The 25,474-nt window shown below is 44.1% G+C and carries 23 protein-coding genes and 1 pseudogene; 15 read left to right on the forward strand and 9 right to left on the reverse strand.

Going from position 1 to position 25,474, the window contains the following annotated elements:
- The 3 genes and pseudogenes from L5L77_RS17495 to L5L77_RS17505 form a co-directional block, all read right to left on the reverse strand.
- Window positions 1–143: pseudogene (locus L5L77_RS17495) on the reverse strand (IS982 family transposase); the annotation flags it as partial.
- A 198-nt stretch (window positions 144–341) separates the two neighbouring features.
- Window positions 342–1,880, reverse strand: coding sequence for a tetratricopeptide repeat protein (locus L5L77_RS17500; RefSeq protein WP_263186530.1), 1,539 nt, complete (start codon window positions 1,878–1,880; stop codon window positions 342–344).
- A 118-nt stretch (window positions 1,881–1,998) separates the two neighbouring features.
- Entirely contained in the window at window positions 1,999–2,835 is an 837-nt protein-coding gene (locus L5L77_RS17505; protein WP_131523458.1) for a mechanosensitive ion channel family protein, read from the reverse strand.
- A gap of 169 nt (window positions 2,836–3,004) precedes the next feature.
- On the opposite strand from L5L77_RS17505, the gene L5L77_RS17510 reads away from it, so the two are divergent.
- Both L5L77_RS17510 and L5L77_RS17515 read left to right on the forward strand, forming a co-directional pair.
- On the forward strand, window positions 3,005–3,484 hold the full coding sequence (locus L5L77_RS17510) for a hypothetical protein (protein ID WP_105251255.1): 480 nt from the start codon (window positions 3,005–3,007) through the stop codon (window positions 3,482–3,484).
- A gap of 377 nt (window positions 3,485–3,861) precedes the next feature.
- Window positions 3,862–5,037 carry a type III PLP-dependent enzyme gene (locus L5L77_RS17515; RefSeq protein WP_105251256.1) on the forward strand — a complete coding sequence of 392 codons (1,176 nt, stop codon included), beginning with the start codon at window positions 3,862–3,864 and terminating at the stop codon, window positions 5,035–5,037.
- Window positions 5,038–5,102: 65 nt separating this feature from the next.
- On the opposite strand, the gene L5L77_RS17520 is transcribed toward L5L77_RS17515, so the two are convergent.
- The gene (locus tag L5L77_RS17520) at window positions 5,103–5,315 is read right to left on the reverse strand and encodes a YdcH family protein (protein WP_006083288.1); all 213 of its coding nucleotides are present in this window, start codon (window positions 5,313–5,315) and stop codon (window positions 5,103–5,105) included.
- A gap of 413 nt (window positions 5,316–5,728) precedes the next feature.
- Between L5L77_RS17520 and udp the strand changes: the two genes are divergently transcribed.
- Window positions 5,729–6,487, forward strand: coding sequence for a uridine phosphorylase (gene udp / locus L5L77_RS17525; protein WP_105251257.1), 759 nt, complete (start codon window positions 5,729–5,731; stop codon window positions 6,485–6,487).
- A 102-nt stretch (window positions 6,488–6,589) separates the two neighbouring features.
- Here the strand turns inward: udp and L5L77_RS17530 are convergent, their stop codons facing one another.
- Entirely contained in the window at window positions 6,590–7,342 is a 753-nt protein-coding gene (locus tag L5L77_RS17530; protein ID WP_028759442.1) for an outer membrane protein OmpK, read from the reverse strand.
- A 475-nt stretch (window positions 7,343–7,817) separates the two neighbouring features.
- Here L5L77_RS17530 and L5L77_RS17535 point away from each other — a divergent pair, with 475 nt between their 5' ends.
- The 3 genes from L5L77_RS17535 to L5L77_RS17545 are packed head-to-tail and all read left to right on the forward strand — an operon-like array spanning window position 7,818 to window position 10,174.
- Entirely contained in the window at window positions 7,818–8,288 is a 471-nt protein-coding gene (locus tag L5L77_RS17535) for an NfeD family protein (protein WP_219250686.1), read from the forward strand.
- 12 nt (window positions 8,289–8,300) lie between these two features.
- Window positions 8,301–9,236 (forward strand): SPFH domain-containing protein, encoded by a 936-nt coding sequence (locus L5L77_RS17540; RefSeq protein WP_263186529.1) that lies wholly within the window; start codon window positions 8,301–8,303, stop codon window positions 9,234–9,236.
- On the forward strand, window positions 9,236–10,174 hold the full coding sequence (locus L5L77_RS17545; RefSeq protein WP_219250684.1) for an SPFH domain-containing protein: 939 nt from the start codon (window positions 9,236–9,238) through the stop codon (window positions 10,172–10,174). Before L5L77_RS17540 ends, L5L77_RS17545 begins: the two co-directional genes overlap by 1 nt.
- Window positions 10,175–10,355: 181 nt before the next feature.
- On the opposite strand, the gene L5L77_RS17550 is transcribed toward L5L77_RS17545, so the two are convergent.
- The 4 genes from L5L77_RS17550 to priA all read right to left on the reverse strand — a co-directional run bounded on the left by L5L77_RS17550 (window position 10,356) and on the right by priA (window position 15,691).
- On the reverse strand, window positions 10,356–10,580 hold the full coding sequence (locus L5L77_RS17550) for a hypothetical protein (RefSeq protein WP_006083282.1): 225 nt from the start codon (window positions 10,578–10,580) through the stop codon (window positions 10,356–10,358).
- Window positions 10,581–10,895: 315 nt separating this feature from the next.
- The gene (locus L5L77_RS17555; protein WP_219250683.1) at window positions 10,896–11,612 is read right to left on the reverse strand and encodes an SPOR domain-containing protein; all 717 of its coding nucleotides are present in this window, start codon (window positions 11,610–11,612) and stop codon (window positions 10,896–10,898) included.
- 3 nt (window positions 11,613–11,615) lie between these two features.
- The gene (gene argS / locus L5L77_RS17560) at window positions 11,616–13,361 is read right to left on the reverse strand and encodes an arginine--tRNA ligase (RefSeq protein WP_263186528.1); all 1,746 of its coding nucleotides are present in this window, start codon (window positions 13,359–13,361) and stop codon (window positions 11,616–11,618) included.
- A 134-nt stretch (window positions 13,362–13,495) separates the two neighbouring features.
- A complete protein-coding gene (gene priA / locus L5L77_RS17565; protein WP_113940093.1) occupies window positions 13,496–15,691 on the reverse strand; it encodes a primosomal protein N' in 2,196 nt (731 codons plus the stop codon).
- Window positions 15,692–15,793: 102 nt separating this feature from the next.
- Here priA and L5L77_RS17570 point away from each other — a divergent pair, with 102 nt between their 5' ends.
- The 9 genes from L5L77_RS17570 (at window position 15,794) to mshL (ending at window position 25,469) form a co-directional block, all read left to right on the forward strand.
- The gene (locus L5L77_RS17570) at window positions 15,794–16,807 is read left to right on the forward strand and encodes a FimV/HubP family polar landmark protein (protein WP_263186527.1); all 1,014 of its coding nucleotides are present in this window, start codon (window positions 15,794–15,796) and stop codon (window positions 16,805–16,807) included.
- Window positions 16,808–16,988: 181 nt separating this feature from the next.
- Window positions 16,989–17,201 carry a 50S ribosomal protein L31 gene (gene rpmE / locus L5L77_RS17575; protein WP_063883331.1) on the forward strand — a complete coding sequence of 71 codons (213 nt, stop codon included), beginning with the start codon at window positions 16,989–16,991 and terminating at the stop codon, window positions 17,199–17,201.
- A 522-nt stretch (window positions 17,202–17,723) separates the two neighbouring features.
- Complete coding sequence (locus L5L77_RS17580; RefSeq protein WP_168825695.1) at window positions 17,724–18,968, forward strand: malic enzyme-like NAD(P)-binding protein; 1,245 nt, start codon at window positions 17,724–17,726, stop codon at window positions 18,966–18,968.
- 186 nt (window positions 18,969–19,154) lie between these two features.
- Window positions 19,155–21,098 carry an RNase E specificity factor CsrD gene (csrD, locus tag L5L77_RS17585; protein ID WP_263186526.1) on the forward strand — a complete coding sequence of 648 codons (1,944 nt, stop codon included), beginning with the start codon at window positions 19,155–19,157 and terminating at the stop codon, window positions 21,096–21,098.
- A gap of 245 nt (window positions 21,099–21,343) precedes the next feature.
- Entirely contained in the window at window positions 21,344–22,222 is an 879-nt protein-coding gene (locus tag L5L77_RS17590) for an MSHA biogenesis protein MshI (RefSeq protein ID WP_263142551.1), read from the forward strand.
- Complete coding sequence (locus L5L77_RS17595; protein ID WP_105251269.1) at window positions 22,219–22,821, forward strand: fimbrial assembly protein; 603 nt, start codon at window positions 22,219–22,221, stop codon at window positions 22,819–22,821. The genes L5L77_RS17590 and L5L77_RS17595 overlap by 4 nt, the downstream gene beginning before the upstream one ends.
- Entirely contained in the window at window positions 22,818–23,468 is a 651-nt protein-coding gene (locus tag L5L77_RS17600) for an MSHA biogenesis protein MshJ (protein WP_263183613.1), read from the forward strand. The genes L5L77_RS17595 and L5L77_RS17600 overlap by 4 nt, the downstream gene beginning before the upstream one ends.
- On the forward strand, window positions 23,455–23,775 hold the full coding sequence (locus L5L77_RS17605) for an MSHA biogenesis protein MshK (protein WP_105251271.1): 321 nt from the start codon (window positions 23,455–23,457) through the stop codon (window positions 23,773–23,775). Before L5L77_RS17600 ends, L5L77_RS17605 begins: the two co-directional genes overlap by 14 nt.
- Window positions 23,776–23,789: 14 nt before the next feature.
- Entirely contained in the window at window positions 23,790–25,469 is a 1,680-nt protein-coding gene (mshL, locus tag L5L77_RS17610; RefSeq protein WP_263183611.1) for a pilus (MSHA type) biogenesis protein MshL, read from the forward strand.
- Window positions 25,470–25,474 lie beyond the last annotated feature (5 nt).

Here is a 25,474-nt window from a genome sequence, read left to right on the forward strand (position 1 = left end):
AAAAGTAAGATGATGGTCATCACTTCGCTCATCGTCATACGGCCAGCGCGATGACGCTTGCGTGTACCATCGATTAACAGCGTTTTTTCCCATTCTGGAATAAAAACAGCGCAAAAATCATCGACATCGCAAAACACTTCCACTAATTTATGCATAGGCCCTCCGGTGTGATGGGGTTTCTCTTGGTCGAAAGATCCGATCACTTGGAGGGCTATTAGTTCAACATTTCTTATCCCGAGTTCAGGTTAAGTAATTATAAATTCACTCTATTTTGTAACCAAACGGTTTGGCCTGTTAAATCTGACCAAACCTTTTCTGGGGCTCATTCGCTGCTAGGAAACTTACCTATCCGACTCAAGATAGGGCGTTAATTGGGTTTCAATAGCCTCAATTTGAGTTTCGGCGTAGGCAAGTTCGGATTCGGTTAAACATGATTTTGCGGTGTTTTGATGGAGTCGTTGAGCGCTATTCATCCCGTATTTACCAAAATGACGTAGCAATAAACTAGACCAAATAAACATTTGTATAGGTTTATTTAATTGTTCTGCGCCGTAAATATTGACCAGCTCCCGCATAGCAATTTCATGACCTAGCTCTGCCGATTTGACGTACCAAGCTTCTGCCGCTTGTAGAGCCTCTTGAGTGGTTTTTTCACCACTTAAAAATGATTCAGCCTTATAGAAATAAAAATATTGTTGTTGCTCAGCGGGGATTGGATGCTGATGCAAGAAACTGTCACGTAGACGCTCAGCCTCTCTTATCTCTAAGGTACCTAGTTGCTGACTGAATCTGGCTAATTCTTTTAGGTGATCTGCTCTATTGCTCATGGCCGCGAGCTGGTAATACATTAACGCTTTAATTGGTTGGCGACTCACGCCTAAACCTTGCTCATAAATCTTGCCTAAGCCTAGCAGTGCGTCTTCATTCCACTTAAGTGCGAATTCTTCAAAGTCAATTTTAGCCTGTTGGTAATCACTTTCATTTTGTGGCGCTTTCAGTAAAAGATGAGCAAATTCAATCTTAGCGAAGTCATTACCTCTAGCGACAGATTGGCTTAACCAATGGCGCGCCTTGTCATAGTCGACAGCAAAATCTTCACCGTAGAGGAAACGTTTACCAAGATAATACTGGCGGAAATCATCGTCTGCGGCGCGCTCGCTAAGTAATGCCTCTGCACGCGCTAAATCTTTAGGTCCACCTTGGCCTGCAGCAAGCATATGCCCTAGATCATCTTTTGCTAATTCATAATCAGCGGCTGCGGATTTCTCAAAGTATTCACGTGCTTTGATATAGTCCGAAGTGACGCGCTCATCATGCCAGTAGAGTGTGGCTAAATGGTAATAGGCTCTTTGGTTTTCTTGTGCGGCGGCTTTTTCGAACCAGTAAATTGCTTGGCTAGCATCGGGATCGAGAAAGGGCTGGCTTAGATACAAGTAAGCAAGCTCATATTGAAACTCGGCTTGCCCCGCTTCGGCATTAGGTTTGAGCTGTTCTGCCTGTGCGATTAACTCATCGAGTGTTTGCGACTCAGAAGAGAGCAAATTAGGTAGTGTGAGCATGGGTAAATATTGAGGCTCTATTTCCGCGGCTTTTTTATACCAATCGTTAGATGCCTTGGGATCGGCGGGAACTTGTGGGAATCGACCGGAATAAAGTTCTGCCATAGCAATGGCGGCAACGGCTAAGCCTTTATCGACTGCCTGCTGAATATAATCTAGGCCAGAGTTGACTTCGCCTTGGTTAATCAGTGTTAAGCCATGATTGAGTAGCGCAGTAGGATCACCTGCGGCAAGTGCTTTAGCTTGCACTTGTTTTTTTTGATATTTAGCGAAAAAAATAAACAGTAAAATAAAAGCAATAATTATGAGTATCAACAACATAGTAGTCCATCACTATCGATATTTGGGAGTATAGTAAACGTAAGTTTTTACAAGAATGCAAGTATACAATTTGGGCTAGGCTGATCGACTAAGCCTACCAATCCCATGGGCATTAGCGTTATTTATCTTGCAGATGGATCTCCCTAATGGGGCAGGCAATCTCGATTCCTGCCTGCTTAAGGGCGTTATAAAGAGCTAGGTTCACCTTATATTTATGTTGAAAATAGCTTTGTGTGGGCACCCAGTAACGAACCCCCATTTCAATTCCATTAGCATTAAAACCATTGATGCCAATATTAGGTGTGGTCTCTTGATAAACATAGGGATTATTGCTCAATAACTCAGTAATCACACTAATGGCTCGTTCGGGATCTGTGTTGTAACTGAGATTGAACTGGGTTTCGACTAGCTTATTGCTGAAGGAGTTGTGCAGGATTTCGCCGACGATATGCTTATTAGGAATGCTGATTTGCTCACCTTCCTCATTGGTCAGTATGGTCATGCCTAAGTGGATACGTTTAACAACGCCGCTTTCCCCTTTAATTTCAATAGTATTGCCTACCACAAAAGGGCGGGTGACGATAATAGTCACGCCTGCGGCATAGTTCGCTAGCATACCTTGTAAGGCTAAACCTGCGCCGAGGGAGGCGGCACCAATTGCTGCAACCATAGGGGTAATACTGATGCCGATTTTGCCGAGGGCGATAATCCCGACCATGACTATGATCAGAATGCGGATAAGATTGCTGACAAAATTGCTTAGGGTGATATCGATATTGTGTTTGTCGAATTGCTTAGCGACTAAGCGTGATACTTTACTGGCTACCCATAAACCTAACAAAAAGATCAGCAAAGCACCTACGAGTTGGAAGCTGTAGGTGACTAAAAACTCGGTGATGAGTTGATAAACGCCTTGTAGTTGCTGCAATTCTTGATCGAGTCCAGGTGTTATCATTATGATATCCTTGTAATAAAATTAACTGTGCGATTATAGCGTAGAAATTCCACCAAATACTTTTCGCCCTTCATGTGTGAAGCGTATCATGTAATCGTGGTTGGTTTAATGAGTCGATAGGGGGAGTCAGGTATGCTGTTCGCCTATCCAATAATGGAGTCGAGTGTTTATGAAAACGCTGTTGTTATGTTTGTCTTGTCTGTTAACCCCAATCTGGGCGTATGCTGCGAGTTATGTTGCCGGAGATGCGATTAATCCCATTTCACTTCTCGACCAAAATGATAAAACCATTAATGTGACTGATGAGACTCAAGTGCTGCTCTTTAGTCGCAGCATGAAAGGCGGTGATGTGATTAAGGATGCACTTACGCCCTTGAGCGCGACTCAAATGCCAACGGGTTTAGTTTATGTTGCCGATATCAGTGGTATGCCTTCTTTGATCGCTAAATTTGTGGCTGTGCCACAGATGCAAGATTTACCTTTTGCGATTGGGTTAGATAGGGATGGTGAGATCAGTCGTTTATTACCTGATAACAAAGATATGGCCACTATGATATTACTCAAGCAGCGTAACATTCTGGACATTGCCTATTTTGATTCCAGTGAAGCCTTGAACCAAGCCCTCGCAAAACTCAATCAGCCGCAGTAACAACTCGATTTAACGGACGTATTTTAAGGCATCCATTCGTCTTCTTTTCGCTGTGTGATTGTTACTTCAAGATAACTGTTTTTAGATGGATATTTTGGCTCCAGCCAGTCTATCCATCTCCCTTCCGATAACGTCGTAAAAAATTCACTTTTTATTCTGATAATGAACACAAATTTACCTTAGGGTTTGTGTGCATAATTATTTGTTTTATAGCGCCTTTTTCTGATGGTTCAGTTCCTTAAAGAATTGGGGAATAAAAAGTTATTAATTCAGCATAAAAATTCGTTGCGTAAAGCGAAAAAATATCGTTTACTGCGCACGTTTTTAATACATCACACTTACTGTTATCTATCTGACCCAAAGGAGACTCTGGCCCAATGAGCCAATTTCAATCTATTGATGTTGCTGACTATTATGATATGGACACATTCAAGCGTATTGAAGCGTTTGCCAAAGACAAAGCAACCCCGTTCGTCGTGATCGATACCAGTATCATAGCGAAACAATACGATGACATGGTTAATAGTTTTCCTTACGCCAACGTTTATTATGCAGTTAAGGCAAACCCCGCGGCCGAGATCTTATCTTTACTAAAAGATAAAGGGTCAAACTTTGATATTGCCTCGATTTATGAGCTAGATATGGTCATGAATGTCGGTGTGACAACCGATCGAGTCAGCTATGGTAATACCATTAAAAAGCGCCAAGATGTGCGTGCATTTTATGAGCGTGGCGTGCGTATGTATGCATCTGACTCAGAAGCTGATTTGCGAATGATCGCTGAAGAAGCACCGGGTTCACGTATTTATGTGCGCATTCTGACCGAAGGTACAGATACCGCTGATTGGCCGTTATCCCGTAAATTCGGCTGCCAAAACGAAATGGCCTATGAGCTATTAGTATTGGCACAGGAATTAGGCTTAGAGCCTTTTGGTATTTCTTTCCATGTGGGTTCTCAGCAACGTGACATAGGTGCTTGGGATTCCGCTATTGGTAAAGTGAAAAGTATTTTTGACCGTTTGCGTGATGAGCACAATATCACCTTGAAGATGATCAATATGGGTGGCGGTTTCCCTGCTAACTATATTGATAAAACCAATCAATTGGGTGTGTATGCCGAGCAAATCACTCACTTCCTGAAGGAAGATTTTGGTGATGATTTACCACAAATTATTTTGGAACCAGGTCGTTCGTTGATCTCTAACGCGGGGATTTTAGTGTCTGAAGTGGTACTGATCAGCAAAAAATCTTACACGGCTTTAGAGCGTTGGGTGTTTACCGATGTGGGTAAATTCTCTGGCTTGATTGAAACGATGGACGAGGCGATTAAGTTCCCGATTTATACTGAGCGTCAAGGCGAGCTGGATAAATGCGTGATTGCCGGCCCAACCTGTGACAGTGCAGATATCATGTATGAGCACTATAGCTATGGCCTACCAAATGACTTAGCCATTGGCGATCGTATGTATTGGTTAACCGCAGGGGCTTATACGACGACGTATTCAGCAGTATGCTTTAACGGTTTCCCACCGCTGAAGGATTACTATCTGTAAGCGATTGTGATGACATTAATAAGGGCGCTTAGGCGCCCTTATTTGTCTTTAGAGTAATAGTAGAATTACTCGTGGGATTTGAGGATCTGATAAATTTCCTCTTTTAAATGTAACTTTCTGCTTTTGAGTTCTTTCACAGTGGGATTGAAATCACTGGCGACACGTTTTTCCAGTTGTTTGATTTCCTCGTCTAACTGATTATGCTCATTAAACTTACGTTGAAAATGAGCATCTTGGGTTTTCAGGGTGGAAATTAATTCTCTGTACTCTGGAAACATCGGCATTCTCCTTGTCGTCATTTACTACACTTCAGGTTACGCCTTAACCCTAACCTTATACTAAGTCGTTAAACGTGACTTAGATCTCTTTTAGCGGTCACTTAGATTAATACTAATGGATGATTTATTTTAATCTATTTTAAATCAGTGCTTTAGGCATTTATTACCACAGACTCTGGCATGAGTTCAGGATCTAGTTCACACTTTGTTTGGTATAAATCAGACTGACATTCGAAATATGGGCAAATTTGCTATCTTGTGAGCAGATGCTGGTGTAGTTGGTAATTTCATTACGACTAAACAATTACTTCTTGCCGATAATTCTGTGATCAAGTTAACCTTCACCGCTTCGATACTAGGTTAAAGTCGATTTTATAAGAATTTAATTATCAAAAATGAAAGGGGTTTTCACAATGGCTGATGTATTTCATTTAGGTTTGACCAAAGCGATGCTCGATGGTGCAACCTTAGCAATCGTTCCTGGTGATCCAGAGCGTGTAAAACGTATTGCTGAACTAATGGACAATGCGACGTTTCTTGCTAGCCACCGCGAGTATACAAGCTATTTAGCGTATGCCGATGGCAAGCCAGTAGTAGTGTGTTCAACCGGTATTGGTGGTCCATCTACTTCTATCGCAGTAGAAGAACTTGCACAATTAGGTGTGAATACCTTCCTGCGTGTAGGGACTACAGGCGCAATCCAACCTCATGTTAATGTGGGTGATGTGATTGTGACTCAAGCTTCAGTGCGTTTAGATGGCGCGAGCTTACATTTTGCACCTATGGAATATCCAGCGGTTGCAAACTTTGAATGTACCACTGCTATGGTTGCAGCGTGTCGCGATGCTGGCGTTGAGCCACACATTGGCGTAACAGCTTCTTCTGATACTTTCTACCCAGGCCAAGAGCGTTATGACACTGTCACAGGCCGTGTAACGCGTCGTTTCGCGGGTTCAATGAAAGAATGGCAAGATATGGGCGTACTGAACTATGAGATGGAGTCTTCCACTTTGTTCACTATGTGTGCCACTCAAGGTTGGCGTGCAGCCTGCGTTGCTGGTGTGATTGTAAACCGCACCCAACAAGAAATTCCTAATGAAGCCACAATGAAGAAAACTGAAGTGAGTGCGGTTTCTATCGTGGTTGCAGCGGCGAAAAAACTGTTAGCTTAATTTTTACTAAGCTAAGCGACACTCCCCTGCAAAGTGAGTGCTCAAAATAGAAAAGGTGCCAATGGCACCTTTTTTGTTGCTTTAAAACTATGCCGATACCGATTAGAAATGGTATTGAGCAATCACAGAGTAAGTGTCTTGATCGACGCCTTTCACCCCGTATTTATTGGTCCACAGATCATATTCGATACCCACCAATAATTTATTGGCTTGATGATCACCGAACAGGCTCTTACCGAGATCGTATTTTAGCTGTGGGTTGAAATGGAAGTTTTCCTCGTAGCCGTTATCGTCGGTGGCAAATACCCAGTCGATAAAGCCATCGAGTACTATGTTGGCAGATCCAACAGGGATATCGATACGAAATACAGGAGTGAACTGCCAGCCGTCACTATTGTTACCAGTGCTCATACCATCGCGGCGATAGGTATTAAAGTTAAGATAAGTGAAGTATGGTACTGCTACGTCAACCCCTAAACCGTAAAGTAGGCTGTGGACTGGGCCTTCACCTTCTTCATAGGTTAACGCTAAAGACAAGTCTGTTATTGGGCCAAAGGCGATTTTCTCGCCAAGAATTTTACTGGCACTAAAACGTGGCGAAATTTCACCATAGGTAGTGCTTTCCATGCCTGTATCGTTACCTTTGAAATAGATAAAATCTTGGAAGGCAAACCAATCACCGTATTTCCAGCCGCCAGCCGTTTCTAGGGTGATAGTGGCTTGTTTATCCGATGGCGCTAAATCGTAGTCTTCGCCATAGAGGGCTGTTGCACTGAAATCCCACCACTGTACTAAGTCACCCGCAAATGCTTGAGGAGAAAGCATTAGTGCTAGGCATAGGCATGTTTTTTTCATTGTTATTTCCTGTTGTATAGGTCGAAGTTAATTCGTGTCTTACTCAATCCGCTCTCTGACCTATGGCATGGTTTGATGGGTAAGTTCAAACCTAGCGCGAGTGTACGTCAAAGGACTTGCTCAAAAGTGGGGGCAATATATGCAAAAATTTACATTTATTCAAAGTTTTTATCGAATGTTGTTGTCAAAATCACATAATCATTAGTGAAGGATTTTATTTTTAGATAATTGATTTTTAATGTTTTTTATTGTTATTGCGCCGCTTGTGGATTGGGAGCTTGCTATCTTTTTGAATTGATTATGCTTAATTTTAAAACAACCTAACGGCTTTCGTGGGCGGATATGGGAGAATGAGGATTAAGTCATAGGTGATTGAGTGTGCGTTTTGACTGGGTAAATTTTGACATATTATGTCGATTATCCGAAACTCTGCTGTTATAGTGCAGTAAAGGACACTCTCATTTCAGGGGGAAATATGGAGTTTTCAAATCCGATTTTAGTGTGGGCTGTGGTGGGGCTAGTATTCATGCTCGCCGAAATAGTGGTTCCAGGTGGCATAATAGTGTTGCTGGGTGCGGCTTGTTTAGTCGTGGCAGGTGCGTTAGGCATAGGACTGGTCGAAGGTGTCGTGCAGAGCATGACCCTGTGGTTTATCTCTGCCATTGTGTTGTTATTGGCTTTCAGACAAGTCACTCAGAGGCTCGTTGGTGGTGATTCCCATGTGGATAACACGGATGAAGCAATCGAACTATACAATCAAATTGTTCGCGTAAAGCAGACCATAGGTCCTGGGCAAACACCTGGACGGGTGGAGTTTCAAGGTAGTGAATGGCCAGCGCTTGGCGATGGCAGCATTATTGAGGCGGGTACCGAAGTCAGAATTATTTGTCGTGAAAATATCGCTCTAGTCGTTGAGCCTATTTCAATAGAAGCTTCCAAAAACTAAAGGATGGAATCTATGTTTGTATTTACCTTAGTCATTTTATTTATCTTTTTTATTCTTTATAAGTTGATGTTAATTGTGCCGATGCGTGAAGTGCATGTCATTGAGCGTCTTGGCAAATTCCGCGCAGTATTAAGCCCTGGATTTCATTTTTTGATCCCTTTTTTCGATCGCGTCTCCTACCGTCACGATACCCGTGAGCAAGTATTAGATGTGCCGCCACAGAGTTGTATCTCCAAAGATAACACTCAACTTGAAGTGGACGGCTTGGTCTACCTAAAAGTGATGGATGGCAAATTGGCGAGTTATGGTATTGAAAACTACCGTAAAGCAGCGGTGAATTTAGCCCAGACCACTATGCGATCTGAAATTGGTAAGCTGAGTTTGAGTGAAACTTTCTCTGAGCGTGATAGCTTAAATGAATCAATAGTGCGTGAAATAGATAAGGCTTCCGAGCCATGGGGAATTAAAGTATTGCGCTATGAAATTCGTAATATCACGCCTTCACGCCATGTGATCCACACTCTTGAGAAGCAGATGGAAGCTGAACGCCGTAAACGTGCCGAAATTACCTTAGCGAATGCCGAAAAAGCCGCGATGATCAATATGTCTGAAGGTGAGCGCCAAGAGGCGATTAACCTGTCAGAAGGTCAAAAACAGAAACGGATTAATGAAGCCAAAGGTACAGGTCAGGAGATTGCTATCATAGCGAAAGCCAAATCCGAAGGTATGGCAATGATCTCGCAAGCATTAGCCGTCAATGGCGGCACAGATGCGATGAATATGTTATTGAAAGAACAGTTTATCGCTCAAGTTGGCAAGATCCTCAATGATGCACAGGTCTCTGTTGTCCCCGCTGAAATGGCGAAACTCGGAGGTTTCTTCGAAGGCATGGAGCAAGTCACTCAGACTGTGAGTGGCCAAAATAATAGTGGCAAAGGAGCGCGATAATGAATCTTCCATTAGATACAGATTTGATTGTGATGGCAATTTGGGGACTAATATTTGCCATTTTTGTGATTAAACTATTTCAATCGATCCGCCTAGTACCCACTAAATCGGCTTTTATTGTTGAGCGTTTAGGTAAGTATCACAGTACGTTAGATGCGGGGTTTCATACTTTGATCCCCTTTGTGGATAAAGTGGCTTTTATTCATGATTTGAAAGAAGAAACCATTGACGTACCACCGCAGGAATGTTTCTCGAGCGACGAAGTAAACGTTGAAGTGGATGGGGTGATTTATATCTCTGTGACTGATCCAGTGAAGGCCAGCTATGGTATTACTGATTATCGTTATGCAGCAATTCAGTTGGCGCAAACGACGACGCGCTCTGTCATAGGGACACTTGATCTTGATCGTACGTTTGAAGAGCGTGATGTGATTTCAGCCAAGGTAGTGCAAGTCTTAGATCAAGCGGGTGCCCTGTGGGGAATACGCGTGCATCGTTATGAAATTAAAAATATTACACCACCTGAAACCGTTAAAAATGCCATGGAAATGCAAGTAAATGCCGAGCGTGAGCGCCGTGCATTATTGGCTAAGAGTGAAGGCGACAAACAGAGTAAAATTAACCGTTCTGAAGGGGTTAAAGCTGAAACGGTAAACCGTTCTGAAGGTGAGATGCAGCGCCGGATTAACGAAGCCGAAGGTAAGGCTGAGGAAATTTTAACCATTTCCCGCGCAACGGCAGAATCGATTGAACGTCTCGCCTCTGTTATTGCCGCGCCGGGTGGTCACAATGCCCTGCGGATGCAACTCGGTGAGCAATACTTTAAACAGCTCGATGGCTTAAGCCAGAAGAATAGTCGAGTCGTATTGCCGGGTAATATGGTGGATTTCGATTACTGGATGAATAGCATAGGCTTAACGGAAGAAAAACCGAGCTAAGGCTGTGGTTAAAATCTGAAACTAGCTAGATTATTAAGGTCAAATACTTAGGTGTTTGGCCTTATTTTTTGGCTGAAATTTGATTCTGTGTGATGGAGAGTGAGTGGGTTAGACCGCTTCTGTTGAATGAACCGCCAGAAGCTGCAGTTGGGCATAGATAAATTTTTCATTGAATGGAAGGCTAATAAGCTAGGCGTTCATGAATTTGGGAATGGGCGTGGGTTTCAATGAGCTTGGCAATTTGGTTTTGTTCTAATTGCTGAAGCGCAGAAATTTCGTCATAAATCTTGTCTTGAACATCCAGCGGCATGCGCACATGTTCCATAAACATCCTAATTCCCAGCATGTCGCCACTCTTGAACAGTTGGCTGAATTCGGTGGCTTCTATCTCGATTAATGCATTCATAATACTTCACCCTGAGGTTGGATTTGACACAGATACAGCGGTTTTGCTGTTAATTAAGAGATACGCCTAAGTTTGATCTAGGTCAATTAAACTGCATATTAATCTTTCTTAATAAAGAATTTTGTTGTTTACAAATAATGGGTTATAAATTTAGTAGATCAGCAAATTTGAAATGAGTTGTTGTTTAAAACTGACTTTTTATGGGCTGGCAGAATCAATAAGTGAGTCATGTGATACGGACAAAAAAATAGCGACGAGCGATAAAACGCTGGCCGCTATTTATTCTTAATAGTCTATCAGGAGTAGGCTAAAGCCTTATTTAGGAATCGCCAGAATCTGGCAACCATTAATCCCCGCTTTTTGCAGTGTATGACGTTTACGCTCTGCATCACGTTTACGCTCGAAGGGTCCTAAAGCAACCTTGTACCATACGCCAGTCGTACCTTCGACTTGTCTCACTTGCGCCTCTAAACCTTGGAAAGCGATGACGGCTTTCATCTCGTTCGCCTGTGATTCTTGGCGGAAAGAAGCACACTGCAACTGATATTGCATCGGTGTTCTGCTCGCAACAATATCGGGAATATCGACCTCAACATGCTTATTTTCAAGCTCGTTGAGATAGGTCCATTCTTCCTTTGGTTGTGGTGGCAGAGCATTAGGATCCTTCTTTGGCGGAACAATAAGCTCAGCAGTTTCAGTTGTCTCTACTGGGATAATGACCGCTTGGCGTTCAGGTTCTTTGACCTTAGGAGTAAGCACTGCTGTTTCTTGAGGCTTAACTTGTACTTCCGTTTTCTTGGCTGGAGCGGGTATCGGCTTCACTTCTTGCTTAGCATTATCTTTAATGCTTGACAGGAAATAGACGAAACAACCCACAGCGAGTATGACAAAGCCTATCAAGGTCAGCGGCAGCTTCTTACGCGGCGCCGATTTAGATTGTGAAGGCTTTGCTCGAGTTGGGCGAGTCGCGCGGATTGGGCGCGGTTTAGCGCCCGACTGCGGCCTTCTATTGGCATAATCGCGATTACTCATGGCTTACATCCGCTCTAAGGTTTCAATACCGAGTAGATTTAGGCCTTTTTGTAACGTACGAGCCGTCAGTTGCGCGAGTAATAAACGGCTGTTCTTTTGCGCGTCATTATCGGCGGCAAGCACTGGACAAGCTTCGTAGAAGCTAGAGAAAGCACCTGCTAATTCATATAAATAAGCACACAGTACGTGCGGCTGACCTTTATCGACAACACGATTGAGGATCTCACCGAACTGCGCCAACTTATTACCGAGATCTTTCTCTTTTTCATGCTCAAGCACGATTGTCGCTTGGCTGAGATCCAGATCGGTTACTCGCTTGAATATGCCCGCAACGCGGGTGTAAGCGTACAGTAGGTAAGGTGCGGTATTACCTTCGAAGCTGAGCATTTGTTCAAAGCTGAAAATGTAATCGCTGGTGCGGTTTTTCGACAAGTCAGCATATTTAACGGCACTGATCCCAACGACACGGGCGATTTCAGTTAGTGTGGCCTCATCCATATCAGGATTTTTGCTACGAACGAGTTCTAGCGCGCGCACATTGGCTTCTTCTAACAGGTCAACTAATTTAACGACACCGCCGCTACGGGTTTTGAATGGACGGCCATCTTCGCCGTTCATAGTGCCAAAACCTAAGTGTTCTAACGACATATCTTCACGGACAAACTTAGCCAGTTTCGCTAGGCTAAAGACTTGTTGGAAATGCAGTGTCTGACGTAGGTCAACAAAATACAGGACACGATCGGCCTTTAACACGTTCGAGCGGTAGCGCATTGCCGCAAGATCTGAGGTGGCATACAAATAGCCGCCATCGGCCTTTTGGATGATAACAGGCAATGGCTCACCTTCTTTGTTGCGGAAGGCTTCTTGGAATACGACTTTAGCGCCGTTACTTTCGGTTAATAAACCTTGGGCATCTAAATCTTTAACCACTTGCTCGAGATCGGCGTTATAAGCACTTTCGCCGTGTACATCGGCGCGGGTCAGGCTCACACCTAAACGGGCGTAGACTTCATGGCAGTGGCTTAACGAAATGTCGTTAAATTCGCGCCACAGTTTGTTGCAATACTCGTCACCAGATTGCAGTTCGACCACTAACTGACGAGCGCGGGTTGCGAATTCTGCTGATTCGTCGAAACGCAGTTTAGCGGCACGATAAAAGTTTTCTAAATCAGACAGTTCAAGTTGAGCTTCTTCACCATTTTTGGCGCGCAGCTCTTCCATATAGGCCAGCAACATACCAAATTGTGTGCCCCAGTCGCCCACATGGTTTTGACGAATAACCTTGTGGCCTAAAAATTCTAACGCACGCACAACACTGTCACCAATGATGGTTGAACGTAGATGGCCTACATGCATTTCTTTGGCGAGGTTGGGTGAAGAGTAATCGACAACAACGGTTTGTGGTGTCGGTAACTTAATGCCTAAATGCTCATCGTTGACGGCATTTTGCAGTTGATCTGCTAAGGCGCTGTCGTTGATGAAAAAGTTGATAAAGCCTGGTCCTGCAATTTCAACCTTAGCCACAAAAGCCGAAGCCGGTAAGGTATCTATGATCAGTTGGGCTAATTCGCGTGGATTCTTGCCTGCGACCTTGGTTAGCATCATGGCTAAGTTGGTTGCCAAGTCGCCATGACTCTTATCCTTGGTTCGATCTACCTGAATGCGTGCTTCAAAGTCAGCAGGCACAATACCTTGTTGTTTAAAGGATTCTAGAGTTTGTTCAAGTAATGATTGGATATGTGATTTCATGGGTTCTAATCGGCACTAACTTTAAGAGTGAATACAGGGAATAACCGCATATTTTAGCCGTTTGTGGTTAACAATTGCTATCTTCCCGATGATTTTTTATCAAATGGCGCTTAAATACTTATCAAATACTCGACTCAGAGGAGATCCTGTGGATCTCTGTCTAAGCTCCATCGGCAGCGTTTAGCTTCGATAAGTTGCTCTACAAGCGGATGAATACGTTCAAACTCTTGCTGCAGACGGTTGCGGTTTTTAGCTTGGAATAAGAGTTGGCGGCGGAACTTGCCAGCTTTTTTATCTAAGGGTGCAGGCATAGGGCCAATCACCTCAAATTCTTTATCTTGGGGCAAGAGCGCGGCGAAGGCGTTGAGAAAGTTATCGGCATCACTGGCTAAATGCGCTTCGGCACGCACCAATACCATATGCCATGCTGGCGGCAGCAGTGCCTGTTGACGCTCTTTGAGCTGGCTGCGAGCAAACTCGCCATAACCGCGGTGCAGCAAATCCCGCAAAATGGGATTGTCGCTCTGGTGAGTTTGCAATAATACCGTGCCGGGTTTACTGGCGCGCCCTGCGCGCCCTGCAACTTGGGTATAGAGTTGCCCAAAACGCTCGGGCGCGCGGAAGTCGGCGCTAAATAAGGCGCCATCGACATCGAGTAACCCAACAAGTGTGACATCAGGGAAGTGATGGCCTTTAGCCAGCATTTGCGTTCCGACGAGGATTTTATATTCCCCCTTATGAATCGCATTTAAGTGGGTTTCTAATGAGCCTTTTAGGCGGGTCGTATCACGGTCGATGCGTACTACTGGATGTTTCGGAAACTCTTGTTGCAGCGCTTCTGCGAGCTGTTCTGTGCCTATGCCTTGGCCCATCAACATAGTGCTGCCACATTTGTGACACTGCTTGGGGATAGCGTATTGATTGCCACAATGGTGACAGCAAATTTCGCCAAGGGATTGATGTACTGTGAAAAACGCGTCGCAGCGGTCGCATTCGTGTAAGTGCCCACACTCGTGGCAAAGCAGGGCTGGTGCGAAGCCGCGGCGATTGAGAAACAACAAGACTTGGTTGCCTGCGTCTAAATGCAAGCGGATTTCGTTCAGTAACGGCACTGACATACCGGCTTTCAGCGGCATATTTTTAATATCGATAATGCCTTGGCGCACTTTTTTAGCTGCACCTGCGCGTTCACCCAGTTGTAAATGATGGTAACGGCCGCTTAAGGCATTTTGTAGACTTTCGAGTGAGGGCGTCGCTGTGCCCAAAATCACCGGAATCGCTTCTAAATGGCCACGCATGACTGCCAAGTCGCGGGCATGATAACCAACGCCTTCCTGTTGTTTGAAGCTACTGTCGTGTTCTTCATCGAGTATGATGATGCCGGGATACGCCATAGGTGTGAACAAGGCTGAACGCGTGCCAATAATGATTGCAGCCTGACCACAGCGGGCTTGGCGCCATGCTTCGAGTCTCTGATTGTCAGTTAACCCTGAATGCAAAATGGCAACATTGACTTTGAAACGGCGCTTAAAGCGATTGATTGTCTGAGGTGTTAAGCCGATTTCAGGCACTAAAATTAACGCTTGTTTGCCTTGCTTGAGGATTTCTTCGAGTACAGCAAGATAGACTTCCGTTTTACCCGAACCGGTAATGCCTTCTAATAAAGTACAGTGATATCCTTGTTGCAGATTTAAAGTGGCAACGGCGACGGCTTGTTCTTTATTGAGTTTATGTGGCGTTTCGTCCATTTCGAGTGTGGTGCGCCAGTCGAGGTTAAGCTCGGCAATTTTTTCATGGCGTGCCACCCAGCCTTTATCCTCTAGGGCTTTAAGCGCCGCTTTACTGATGTCTAAGCTGATAACCTCTTCTTGGGTTAAGCTGGCGGTTTTGAGTAACTCGAGTAGTTTTTTCTGTGCGGGTGCGCGTTTAACCGCTTCGGGCGCAATATTTTGGCCTATTTCAGTTAATTGCCAGAATTGAATCTTTTGTGGCGCGGCATCGAGCCCTTTACGCAGGGCCACAGGTAATGCTTGGGTTAGCATCTGCCCTTGGCTGCAAAAATAGTATCTCGCAGCCCAAAGAGTTAATTTATAAAGTGATTCAGGCAGTAAAGGTTTATCGTCGATAAACTCGAGCACAGACTTAATTTGCTTTGGGGCTAAGCTGCAAGACTCAGTGATACCAGTGACTAACCCGATCAATTGTTGACGACCGAAGGGAACTTTAACGCGCACACCTATTTGCGGTGTACTAGGATAGGATTCGGGTACGCGGTAGCTAAAGGTTTGCCGCATAGGCACAGGTAACGCAACTTCGACAAACAATGACATATGCAGGCAAGTCTTAGACAAGAATGTGGTTTAGTGTACTCAGCGCGGCTGGCTAGGGCTAGCCCTAATGATGGTTTACCAAGGATAGTTGAGAGTAAATAAATGGCTAATATAGTGAAATCATTAGGTCTACTTGCTTTGGTGTGCAGCGCACCTTGCATGGCACAAGTCTCCCATGTGAGTATTAATAGCCGGATGTTTGAATTAGGCGCTTACCCTAAACTCAGGGTGAATGTGATCGCAGACAATCAAGATATGTCGCGCTTAGAGTTTGTCGTGCAGCAAGCTAGCGGCGAAGAAAGGTTAATGGTTGAGGAGATTAATCGCTTTTTAGTTTTACTCACTGGCGTTGAAGATGTGAAGGATAGCAGCGCTAAACTCTTAGTGAGAGAGTATCGCCTTGACCGATGGTATGACGTCAAAAGTATTAATTTATTCGGCGCGGCTAAACCTGCCTCTGCCACGTTAACGACAAAAGCGGTTCCGGACACTAAAAATACCACCACAGCGGGCGCCCCAAAAAGTGCGGATAAAGTGGGCATTAAGCCTGTAACAGTGGTGGCAGAATTAAAGCCACTTGTAGAGGTAACGCCCGCAGTGACTGTTGCTACTGCTGCAAATACCCAATCCAAAGTACCAACGGTAGAAGTGGTGACTGGCTTTAAATTTCCTGAAGCTGCGAATAAACAAAATACGTCTGCTACTGAGATAAACGCCTTCGCTAAAACCTCTGAGACGATTGCTGTTGAAAAAGGGGCTGTTGAAAACGCTGCAACTGAAACTGTGGTTCTAGAAATAGTGAAAACGGCAAATAATGAGCAAAAACAGAATATTGCTGAAACGGCCTCACAGACGCCCGAACATTGCCAGTTAACGTATCTTGCTGGCGAGACGTTGTGGCGTATCGCCAATCGATATGCCAAGGATTGGGATGTGAGTGTATATGGCGCTATGTTGGCGATTTACGAGGCAAATCCTGTGGCTTTCTCGAAGAATAGAATCAATGCACTCAAGAGCAATGCGGTGCTATCTTGTCCTTCGAAAATGATTTTGGATCAGCATTCTGATGCTAAAGAGGCGCGGGCGGTATTTGAGGCTAAAGAAGCGGGAAAATAAGCCGCTTAACTAAAGTCAAAATAGACACAGATTAACCGGCAAACGCTCAGATAATCTACTTGTATCCCTTGTAGGTATGCTGTACCATTCTGCGCCCTAAACATATTGTTATTAACATGCATGTGGTGTCCGACTACGGGTTGGAAGAGCGACATGGCCTTACACTTTTGAGGTAACCCCAATGAAACCAGGTATCCACCCAACATACGCTATCATCACTGCAAACTGTACTTGTGGTAACGTTATCAAAGTAAACTCTACTGCTGGTAAAGATCTGCATTTAGACGTATGTGGTGCTTGTCACCCATTCTACACTGGTACACAAAAAGTTGTTGATACCGGCGGTCGTATCGACAAATTCAACAAGCGCTTCGCAGTGCTTGCAAAGAAATAATTGCGATTGCAATGTTTCTAGAAAAGGCGCCTATGGCGCCTTTTTGCTTTTTGTTATTCGTCGATTTTCTTTATTCCGCTTATTCTACATATCTAGCTGGTACGACTTCACTCAATAAATAGTCAACTTATTCTGTATTGAGAGTTCAAGTGTATAATTCGACTTATTTATAGCAATTAACTATAAGATAAATATGCTAGCCGCCATATATTGTAATTTAACCAACATTTTTGAGATTAAGTCGCTACAACTAGCGCAGTAACTACAAAATATATGTTTGTTTCCTACAAAACATATTAAGAAATGCAGCTTTATTATAGGAGATAAGTTTATAAAACTAAGCTTAGAGGGTCTATTTGGCGGCTAAAGTGAAATTTATGAATCTCTTATTTATAAATTCCCCTTATTGGCGTATCTTACCCCGACCAGCCAGACTATTAACATCACCCTTTGGTGAGACTAGATGTGTGTTGGTAGGTCTTACTCTCATAAATTATAAATGTCGCATTTCAGGATTTTAAAATGTCAGATATTCGTCAACAAGCACTCGATTATCATGAATTTCCCATACCAGGCAAAACCGCAGTTTGCCTTACCAAACCCGCCGAAACGAGTCACGATCTCGCCCTAGCTTATAGCCCTGGTGTGGCTGAGCCAGTACGCGAAATCGCTGCAGATCCTGACAATGCGTATCGTTATACCAATAAAGGTAATACGGTTGCCGTGATTACCAATGGTACGGCTATCTTAGGTTTAGGCAATTTGGGCCCTTTGGCTTCTAAACCGGTAATGGAAGGTAAAGCATTATTGTTCAAGCATTTTGCGAATATCGATTCGACAGATATTGAGATTACGCATAATACGCCTGAGGAATTTATCAATACTGTTGCTGCGATTGCTGACACTTTTGGTGGTATCAATCTTGAAGATATTAAAGCGCCCGAATGCTTTGTTATCGAACGTGAATTGATTGCTCGTTGTAAAGTGCCAGTATTCCATGACGATCAACACGGCACCGCAATCGTGACTGCGGCGGGTATGATCAATGCGCTGGAAATTCAAGGAAAGTTGATAAGCGACGCGACTTTTGTGTGTATGGGCGCGGGTGCTGCTGCCATCGCTTGTATGACTATGCTGGTAAAATGCGGTGCGAATCGCGCCAACATTTACATGCTAGACACTAAGGGTGTTATTCATTCTGGTCGTACAGATCTTAATGAATATAAAGCACTCTTTGCGAATGATACCGAAAAACGCACGCTTCTTGATGTTATTAAAGGTGCAGACGTATTTTTAGGTCTATCAGGTCCTGACGTCATTGGTGCAGAAGAAGTCGCGCTGATGGCCGATAAGCCAGTGATTTTTGCATGTTCTAACCCAGATCCTGAAATCAAACCTGCACTTGCTCATGCAACGCGTAGTGATTTGATCATGGGTACGGGTCGTAGCGACTATCCAAACCAAGTGAATAACGTATTGTGTTTCCCGTTTATTTTCCGTGGTGCATTGGATGTGCGTGCGTCTTGCATTAATGATGAGATGAAAATTGCGGCAGTTCATGCAATTGCTGCACTGGCGAAAGAGCCTGTGCCTGCGAGTGTATTGAAGGCTTATCCTAATGTGACGTCGTTGAGTTTTGGCCCTGAATACGTGCTGCCAAAACCTATGGACCCACGTTTATTGCCAAATGTCGCCCGTGCGGTTGCACAAGCGGCTATCGACTCTGGTGTGGCTGCTATCACCACTTTACCTAAATACGCCGACTAGGCTAAAAGTGGTAAAAACATTAAAAAGAGGCTAATTAGCCTCTTTTTTGTTTTTAAGTGGACATTAAAGTCACAGCGTCTTAGTTGCCTTTTAGGTTATGCTACTGAATAATCAACGGACAACTTTTGTTGAACTTCTGTTAAAATCGCACAAATAATTATAATAATCCTGCAGGATAGCGGATAGATGAAATTCACCCGAATGTTAACTACAAAATTAACCAGCTTTTGGTTAATGTCATTAGCCGCTATCGCCTTCGTATTTTTGCTGAGCGCTATGATGAGTTTCGTGCAACTGACCTATAAATTTCAGCAGCAAAAAGTCGCTGAACTCGAAACTATGTTAGTGGATCAGTTCCAACACCAACCTGATTGGGAGCTAGAGGCCTGGCTACCGCCCATGCTGCTTGCTTACAATGCCGTTAATTTTCGGTTGACCTTGAAAGATGAAGTATTATTTGCCTATGAAGGCAATCTGACTACGCAAAATGCCATGGTGTATGACCATGTGCTAGAGCCGACATCTGGCTTGCGTATGCAGTTAACCTTGACTCAGCCCTTTGAACATTACACTTTCAGTTGGTATGAAATTCTGATTTTGTTGGTCGGTATCTTAGCCGTGGCTGCCTTAGTGCGTTTTGGTTATTTATGGTTTTCACAGCAGCTCGATGGCATTGAAGAATTAGCCTTACGCAGTCGATTGATTCTGCAAGGTAAGCATGAGCAAGCACTCGCTACCCCCGGAAATGGTAAACCAAGGCTGATTAACCGTGCTTTGACTAAGTTGTTAGAAGAGTTACAAGACGCCCAAAAGGAGCGGGGGCGTTTCGACAAATTCATCCGTTCTAATACCTTTCTCGATGCGGAAACTCGCATTGGTAACCGACTCTTTTTGAATAATCGTCTCGACGCCCTTAGTCATAATCAGGCTATGCTTGCCCACGGGGTAATCTATTTATTAGAAATGGATGATCTGGATTTATTGCAGCAATCCCAAGGTGAAGCCGTGACGAAAGAGCTATTAAACTCGACAGTTAATGCGATAAGTCAATTGCTGCAAACTCAAGCTAATAGTATTTTTGCCCGTCGCTCCCATAATCAATTTGCCATAGTCGTGCCGCAAATCTCCTTAATTGAAGCGGATCAATTTGCCAGCAAACTACTCAAGATATGTCTAAGCCAGCCTTTGCCTGATGTTGAGAATAGCGATAACTTTTTCCACCTCGGATGCGCTTATTTTACCGCAGGCGATAATGCGGCTCAGTTAATTGAAGAAGCCGATATGGCCTTAAGGGCGGCACAATTACAGGGTAATAGTAATTGGTTTATGTACGACAAAGGCGCGATTGATGAAGAGTTTGCCAAAGGCTCAGTGCGTTGGCGAAGCTTTTTAGAAAACGCGTTAGTGCAAAGGCGATTCTTCCCCTTTAGCCAGCCGATAATTGATTCAGATGGTAATGAACACCATAAAGAGATATTTACGCGGGCTCGGGATAATCAGGGGGCGTTAATCCGTGCCACACTCTTTATTCCTATGGCGAATAAATGTGGCTTAATGCCACAGGTCGAACGGCAAATTATTGAGAGGGTATTGTTATTATTGTCGAATGAATTAGCAGACGGCGTATCGAATGCTCAAACAATTAAGAAATCAGCGCCGCAGATATACAGTATTAATCTGAGTTTGGATTCGCTAATGAGCCGAGCCTTCACTCAATGGCTAAAAACGACGCTATTAGAATATCGCCATCTAACCACGAGACTGATTTTCGAAGTGTCTGAAGATATCGTTATTCAACATCAAGATAAGTTGCAGCCTAAATTAGATATGATCCGTAAAATGGGCGCGAGATTATGTGTCGACCATGTGGGTCAGCAGGTTGTCGGTACTTATTACATTCGCGAATGCCATTTTGATTTAATTAAGTTACACAGATCCATTGTGCGTCATATTCATTTACGACCAGAAAACCAATTATTTATTCGCAGTTTGATTGGTGGTTTATATCGAACGGAAGTACAAGTCTGCGCCGAAGGGGTAGAAGTCTTTGAAGAGTGGCAGACACTGCAAATCCTCGGTGTTGGCGCAGCGCAAGGAATGTATTTCAGTGAACCCATAGAGGCTAAGTAAGGGAAGTTCAGTGTTTGGGTGATTAATGTCGTCTTAGAGACAAATAGATCCTATTATTCACGTATTTATCTATAAAATACGAGCATTTGCGGCTAAACTAGCCAGTGCCAAAAATATGACGTTTGCGGTTTTTATTCTGTATCGAGCAGGTCATAGGTCAAGGAGCACTGGAGAGTGGAGTGACAGGAAGTTTGTGCGAAAGAGACTACTCAAGCTTTTAAATTCAGTTGGTTATAGGCATCTTTATGGAAAAAAGTCTTATAGGTCGATTAGCCTTTTGGCAGAAGAGAACAGAACCGACTAGCCTTGGTGTCTATGTCTGCGCCGATAAATTATGGGTTTACGCACCTGCCCAAAAAGAAAATGCTGAGCAGTGGTTACCCTTTGAGCTGAAAGATGAGCACTGGTCATTGGCGTTTGCTGCTGTGGCTAAATCCTTTCCCAATGCACAGTTACAGCTGATTTTGGCTTCAGGCCTTTATCAATTACTGCTGACCGATAAACCGAATGTCGATACTGTCGAGTTATCCCAAGCCTTGTTGTGGTCAATTAAAGACATGGTCACGCTACCTGTACCGCAAATCCATTTGGATTACTTTGAGTCACCCATTCCGAGTAATAAAATCAATGTTGTGGTGGTGGATAAAGCTAAGTTAGTGAGTATGGTGCAGGCCATTCATGAACAAGATTTACAACTTTTCGGTATTAGTATCGAAGAGTTAGCCGTAACTAACCTATTTAATGATGACAACCAAGCGCGTCTGGTGGTAAGCCATAATCCCGGTCAAGAATTGCTACTGACTGTGGTTAAGCAGGGTCAGCTGTATATGCAGCGTCGCGTGCGCGGATTTACTCAATTGGATAAGACTCAAGCGGATGAGTTAAGTTATGGCATGGCAGACAATTTAAGCTTAGAAATTCAGCGTTCTATGGATTATTTTGAAAGTCAATTGAGACAGGCTCCGGTATCTTCTATCGAACTCCTCGCCGATGGTGCCGTGGATGCTTTAGCTAAGTTAGTCTCGGCAAACTTCAATCAAGCTGTGAATGTCATTGATAAAAGCTGTGTTGGCGCGCGAATGGCGGGATTAGCCTTTGCTGAATTTTATCGAGGTACTGAGTGATTAAATACCGAGTCAATCTTTACACTCCTTCATTATTGCCCCCGAAGCAAAGATTAACCTTTGCGCGTTTAAGTGCCTACGCCTTGGTTTTTGCGATCTTATTTGCGGTTTTAGGTGGTTATAGCTACTGGCAAGTCAGTGAGTTACAACAGGCCCAGCAGTTGGCTGCCCAACAAAAGCAGCAATTCGATACCCAAAAACAGGCATTAGAAGCACAAATTGCTGCGCGTAAACCCGATGCCGATCTTGTTGCGCGAGTCGATTTAGCGGCACAACAGTTAGAGCTGAAGCAATTACTCATGGGAGAATTGAGTCTTAGGACTTCTTTAACTAGCCGTGGTTTTGCGCCAGTTCTTAAAGATTTAGCCGTCGTGTCGGATGCGAGTGTTTGGCTTAGTCATATCGTCATTAATGAGCAAGATTTTATGTTCGAAGGTTTTGCCGACCATCCTCAAAGCATTCCGCAGTGGATTGGCAAACTTAAAACTACGCAGACTTTAAAGGGGCAAGCTTTCTCGTCGATGAGCATGGATCGCGGTGAAGATAAACCTTTGGCCTTTACCTTGAAAAGCGATAACAAGGAGGAAGCCGCGCAATGAAGCAAAAGTTAGCCCAATTAGGACAACAGTTTGATGCGCTAAGTCGCCGTGAGCGAGTGTTGATCTCAGTCGCCATTCTGGCCGTGGTCGGCATGCTGAGTTATTTACCCTTAGAGTCCCTGTGGAAAACCCATCTGGCTGTTTCACAACAACTAAAAGCCTTAGATCAGGAAAACGCGATTTCGGCTCAGCAGATTGACTTGTATCAGCAACGTTTAGCGTTAGATCCCAATCAAGATTACCAACAGCGTCTAGTGCTGTTGCAGCAACAGAATCAAGCCCTAGATGCCCAGCTCGATGAGCAGATGGTGGATATGGTGCCGGCAGACTATATGCCGCAGTTGCTGGGTAATTTACTAGGACAAGTGCAAGGGATTAAATTAATTAAGTTTATGTCGATAGCGCCCATCCCTTTGTTACCCGTGAGTGAAGAGAAAAAACTCAATCTATATAGTCATGGTATTCGTTTGAGTCTAGAGGGTGATTATTTTTCTGTGTTGCGCTTTGTGGAAGCCGTTGAGGCCATGCCAGATAAACTTTATTGGAAGCGTCTCGACTATAAAGTCGCGGAATATCCAAAAGCGACTGTAGAGATTGAACTTTATACCTTGAGTATTAATAAGGACTTTATCAGTGTTTCTAAATAAGTCTTATATTATCAGTGTGTTGTTATTGGTTAGTAGCCCTATGGTATCTGCTGAATCGCTGCGCGACCCGACTTTGCCCGGTAAAGGCTTTGCTGTGCAGGGTCATGCGAGTCAAACGCAGGATCAGGCGCTTGTACTTAACAGCATAGTAAGCTCAGGAAACACGGCTTATGCTGTGATAAATAACAAGATATTGTCTGTTGGCGACAGCGTTCAGGGGCTGAGTATCGTTAAAATTACCCCCACTTATGTATCGCTGTCCGATGGACGGAAATTGACATTGTTTCAAGCAATAACAGAGAGATAGGGAATACACCTCAGATGAAAGCGATTAAATACTTTACACCTCTGCTCTCACTTTGCCTTGTGGCGTGTCAGACCACAAATAGGCCACAGCCGGAGGCGAGTAAGGCGGAATTAGCGGCCTCAATGGCGACGGCAACGGCATCAACGACGCCACCGCCTGCGACTATGCCGGACGCGGTTCAGCGGGAATTGAATTCAGGCGCATTGCTATCAGGTTTGACCCCCACGTTGGAAACTGAGCGTCGTTTCGATGTATCCGCCCACGATGTTGATGCTAAAGTATTTTTTCCAAGCTTAGTCCAAGGTACACCGCTGAGTGTTGCCGTACATCCTGACGTGCAAGGTACGATCTCATTATCCCTTAAAGGTGTGACGTTAACTGAAGCAATTCAAGTGGTTGAAGATATCTACGGCTACGAAGTGAGTCGCGAAGGGCGCATCCTAAGAGTGTTTCCTGCTGGGATGCGTACCGAGACGTTTCCGCTGAATTATCTCTACATGGAACGCGATGGCTTATCTGTGACGTCAGTGAGTTCAGGACGGATTTCGGATAGCAATAATTCCAATAGTAATTCGAACAATAACAATTCAAACAATAGCGGCTCGAATAATAATAACTCGAACAGCAGTAATGGCAATAACTCGAGCAGTAATGGCGGTAGCGATAGTAGTAACGGTACTTTTATCCGTTCGCGTACTAAGACAGATTTTTGGGGAGAGTTGAAAGAGACATTATCCTCGATAATCGGCGAAACGGGTGGCGGTCGTCAGGTTGTTGTTACGCCGCAGGCGGGTTTAGTGACCATTCGTGCTTTTCCTAGTGAATTACGCCAAGTGCGTACTTTCTTAAATTCCGCAGAAAGTCATTTGCAGCGCCAAGTGATTTTAGAAGCGAAGATCCTCGAAGTCACATTATCCGATGGTTATCAGCAAGGTATCCAATGGGATAATGTGCTGGGACATGTTGGCAATACGAATGTGAATTTTGGTACATCAGCGGGCCCAGGTTTAAGTGATAAAATCACCTCGGCTATTGGTGGCGTGACCTCGCTGAGTATTAAAGGTTCTGACTTTACGACTATGATCAACCTATTAGATACCCAAGGTGATGTGGATGTACTGTCTAGCCCAAGGGTCACTGCATCGAATAACCAAAAAGCCGTAATTAAAGTGGGTTCCGATGAGTACTTTGTCACCGACGTTTCTTCGACCACAGTTGCGGGTACAACACCTGTGACGACTCCGCAAGTCGAGCTTACGCCGTTTTTCTCGGGCATAGCCTTAGACGTTACGCCGCAAATTGATAGTGACGGCAATGTGTTACTGCATGTGCATCCATCTGTTATCGATGTAAAAGAGCAGAGAAAAAATATCAAAGTGAGTAACGAATTACTGGAATTACCCTTAGCTCAGAGTGAAATTCGTGAGTCTGATACTGTCATCCGCGCGGCTTCCGGTGATGTGGTGGTGATTGGTGGTTTGATGAAGAGTGAAAACATCGAAGTGGTATCACAAGTGCCTTTGTTGGGTGATATTCCCTTCCTAGGTGAATTGTTTAAAAACCGTAGTAAGCAGAAGAAGAAAACCGAGCTTATTATTCTCTTAAAACCTACGATAGTTGGTGTCGATACTTGGAAAACGGAGCTGCAACGTTCTAAGACCTTATTAGATCGTTGGTATCCGGAGACAAAGTAAGCTTC

This window comes from Shewanella sp. SM29, from assembly GCF_025654245.1.
GTDB classification, from domain to species: domain Bacteria; phylum Pseudomonadota; class Gammaproteobacteria; order Enterobacterales; family Shewanellaceae; genus Shewanella; species Shewanella oncorhynchi.